3 protein-coding genes are annotated in these 3638 nt (G+C 65.4%); 2 read left to right on the top strand and 1 reads right to left on the bottom strand.

Annotation, left to right across the window (positions count from 1 at the left end):
- Nucleotides 1-231 precede the first annotated feature (231 nt).
- Nucleotides 232-1446 (top strand): molybdopterin-dependent oxidoreductase, encoded by a 1215-nt coding sequence (locus tag QMG72_RS17690; protein ID WP_226774287.1) that lies wholly within the window; start codon nt 232-234, stop codon nt 1444-1446.
- Nucleotides 1443-1892, top strand: a complete 450-nt coding sequence (locus QMG72_RS17685) for a hypothetical protein (protein WP_226774288.1) — start codon at nt 1443-1445, stop codon at nt 1890-1892. Before QMG72_RS17690 ends, QMG72_RS17685 begins: the two co-directional genes overlap by 4 nt.
- Here the strand turns inward: QMG72_RS17685 and QMG72_RS17680 are convergent.
- On the bottom strand, nt 1889-3364 hold the full coding sequence (locus QMG72_RS17680; RefSeq protein WP_226774289.1) for a glycosyltransferase 87 family protein: 1476 nt from the start codon (nt 3362-3364) through the stop codon (nt 1889-1891). The genes QMG72_RS17685 and QMG72_RS17680 overlap by 4 nt on opposite strands.
- Between the last annotated feature and the right edge of the window lie 274 nt (nt 3365-3638).

Below are 3638 nucleotides of genomic sequence, written 5' to 3'. Positions count from 1 at the left end.
CCTGGAAGGCACCCGGGTGCTGATCTCCGACACCGCCGCCGGCCTGCTGAACAAAACCTTCAAGACCGACGCCGTGAAAGCCGACATGCTCGTCGGCATCGCCAAAATCACCGTCAACACCAAGTAAAACCCACCCGCAAAAGCCGGACGCCACGGACCCCAGGGTCTGTGGCGTTTCGGTTCCAGGAAAGGGCGGCCCTGGCGGCCACGGAACGGTTAAAGGGATCAGATATGCAAAAGCCTGACGGGCAGAAGCTCACCGAGGCGCTGGCGGCAAAGTTTGCCTCGCCCACACGCAGCACACGCCTGACCGTTGTTCTGGGCCGCTGGCTCGGGATTACCTTCACCGTTTGCTTCCTCACCGGCCTCTTCAGCCACGGACTCCAAAATCCGCCGGCGTGGATGTTCTTTCCTACCAGCCCGGTATGGATCTACCAGCTCACCCAGGGACTGCACGTAACGTCAGGGATTGCCGCGATTCCGCTGCTGCTGGCAAAACTGTGGTCGGTCTTCCCCGAGCTGCTGGCTTGGCCCCCGGTGAAGTCGGTGGTGCACGGCCTTGAACGGGCCTCCATTGCCCTATTTGTCGCGTCCTCGCTGGTGCAGCTGGCCACCGGGCTGATCAATACATACAAATGGTATCCGTGGCCGTTCCCGTTCCGGGAGACACACTACTGGCTGGCATGGGTCATCTGGGGCTCGCTCCTGCTGCACATTGCCCTCAAGCTCCCGGTCATCGCCGCCCACTGGCGCAGCAAGCGTGCGCAAGAGACCGCCGTCGTGGAATCGGCTGCACCCGCCGTCGCTGGAGTCTTGGAGTCAACTCCCGAGCCCGGCACATCCGGACCGGGCCGCTGGACCCGGCGTGCATTCCTCACTGCTGTAACCGGCGCGACCGGAGCCGTGGTGGTTACAACGGCGGGACAGTCCTTTTCCTGGCTGGCACCAGCGAACTTCTTTGCCCCGCGCAAAATGGGTACCGGCCCCCAAGGCGTGCCCGTGAATCGAACTGCCGGCGATGCCAAGGTCGCCGGCCTGGCGATGTCCCCGAAGTGGGCGCTGATGGTCAAGTCTGCTGATTCCACACGTTCCTTCACCCTCGATGAGCTTAGGGCGATGCCCCAGCACACCCACGAGTTGCCCATCGCATGTGTGGAGGGGTGGAGTCAGTTGGCCCAGTGGCGGGGCGTGCGCGTCCAGGACCTGGTAGCGGCCGTCGGCGCCCCCGCGGGATCCCGGCTTCGGTTCACCAGCCTGGAGCCGGAGGGCGCCTACCGCACCATGACCATGCCTGCCGAGTACACGCAGGACGAGAAGACCTTGGTGGCCCTGGAGCTGAATGGGTCCGTGCTTGACCTGGACCATGGCTATCCCGCCAGAATCATCGCCCCCGGCCGTCCCGGAGTCCTGCAGACCAAGTGGCTGCAGAGTATGGAGATCCTGTGAAACGTGCAACTGCTTTCAAAACCGTCCGGGCCGGGCTGGGCATGGCGGGCTTGGGCATCATTGCCTACGGGCTGCTGGGGCTGCCAACCCAGCTGGGTCCGGCGCAGCTGGTCGGCCTGCTGACGTGGATGGCCGTTGCCGTGCTCATCCACGACGGCGTTATTGTGCCGCTCTCCACCCTTGCCGGGGCGGCCCTGACCCGGACCGGTTCGAAACTGCAGCCGGCGTCCGCCGCCGTCCTGCGCGGCGCCCTGCTCACCGGTGCCCTGGTGACCCTGGTGGCGGGGATCCTGCTCAAGGCGAAGTCGGTAGCGCAGTCCGTCACGGTCCTCGAAGCCGACTACGCCATGAACCTGGTTTGGTTCTGGGCCCTACTCGCCCTGGCCTCCGCCGCCGGCATCCTGATCCTGGAACGCCGGGCCCGCTTCGCAAGATCCAACCACTAGGCGGGTGACACGCACCCGCCGCCATCCGGCGTCGACGATTCGAGGCCGGCGAGTGCCGCCAGCTGAAGTTCCCGACGGCGCCGATGCCAAACTCCGGCTGCGACGGCCGCGGCTGCGAGTACAAGGACCGCTTGATGCACCGGAACCGTGAACGGGTCCTCGAACGGCAGCATGTAGATGGCGTCCAGGGCCAGGATGATGGCCACGTATTCCCAGCGCCGGCTCAAGACAATAAACGGTAACAGCATCAGGGCATACCAAGGATAGTTCGGGCTGACAATCAGCAGCGTCAACCCGATCATGACTGTCTGCTGTTCCCAGGCATTCCCGGGCCTGGTGCGCCGCAACACCCAAAGCGCGACGGCGGCCAGCGCTGCCGCGCTCAGCAGCTGCGGCCACGGACCGGCCGAGACCAGTTGGGCCAGCCCGAACCGGGTGCCACCACGCTGGCTGTAGCCCTCCTCCTTGAGGTAGCCGGGCAAGAATCCCAGCACTCCTGCCCCTGCAACTGCCAGATAGGGAACGTAGAGGAGGACGAAAGTCGTCAGCGCTGCGGCAATGAAGCGCACAGGACGCTTGAACAACAAGGCGGGGGCGGCGATCACCGGAATGAGTTTGGTCGCGACCGCGGCGCCGAACGCCACCCCGGAGCGCAGCGGCTTGCCTACGGTCAATAGCAGTCCTGCGGTCAGGATCAAAGCGCCGCCGAGCAGGTCAACGTGGGCGTTGTTCACAGCCTCAAGCTGCACGAACGGGCTCCAGGCCCAGACGGCCGCCAGGTGCAGCGGAAGGCTGCGCCGGGCCAGGGCAGTGATGAGCATCAGCGTCACCGCAATGCTGACAAGCAGGCCCCCCACTTGGAATGGAAGATATCCGACCGAGTCAGGGACGGCGGCCCGCACGCCGAAAAAGTAGATTTCCGCGGTGGGCGGATAGATCGTGGGCACGTGCGGGCGGTTAATGGCCGTACAAAGCGGAGCCCCCGAGGGGTAGCCGTTGGCCGGGACGGATTCGGTGCCGAACAGGTCGCGGGCGCACCCGGGCCGGCCGTCATCGTTGTTGGCTCCCGGGACGAACAGCCATTCCGGCCGCAGGGCCGCCAGCGTCTCATCGACCGGAACGAAGGAGTAGGGGGAGATGCCGGCCTTTTGGACGATACCGTCCCAGGCGTACCTGGCGGAGTCGTTACTGGTCCGCGGCGGCGCACTTACGGCCACCAGCCCCAGCAGTACAGTGCCCGCAATGATTACGGCGCCCACTCGGCGCCGGGGGACATGGCGCAGCAGGCCAACTGCCCCAATAAGCGCGCCCCAGGACAACAGTGTGCCGACAATCGGTGCTGATTCGAAGGGGTTCTGCGGGACCACCATCCACCACAACAAGCCCGCGAGCACGAGCAGCAGCGCTACCAGCCGAGCCGCGGCTCCGGGGAGGATCCGCTTCGCTTGGTTGTTGGGTGAGGTACGGGCCATGACGCTCACGCTGCCTTCCTGTCCGCCCCGGGGCCGGGGGAGAACCGGCACAGGACGCGGCCGGGCAGGTACTGTTTGGCGATGGCCGCCACAGTCAGATCCACGCTGTTGATCATCCTTTGGGCAGCCGGGGCAGCCGGGAGAGCGCCCACGGCAGGGCACCGCGCTCGTTCAGACACGGGAGAACAACATCCACCAGGGCTGCGGTCATTTCAAACATCCTTATCAGGAGACGGATCAGGCAGCGCTGCTTCGCCCTGTAATCATTACGGTA

The organism is Pseudarthrobacter sp. PH31-O2, from assembly GCF_030063265.1.
Lineage (GTDB): Bacteria > Actinomycetota > Actinomycetes > Actinomycetales > Micrococcaceae > Arthrobacter.
This window is presented reverse-complemented; position numbering and strand designations above follow the sequence as displayed.

What these genes read in the sequence shown, in the direction of transcription:
- QMG72_RS17690 (WP_226774287.1), top strand. Translation starts at nt 232, where the DNA reads ATGCAAAAGCCTGACGGGCAGAAGCTCACCGAGGCGCTGGCGGCAAAG.
- QMG72_RS17680 (WP_226774289.1), bottom strand. Translation starts at nt 3,364, where the DNA reads ATGGCCCGTACCTCACCCAACAACCAAGCGAAGCGGATCCTCCCCGGA.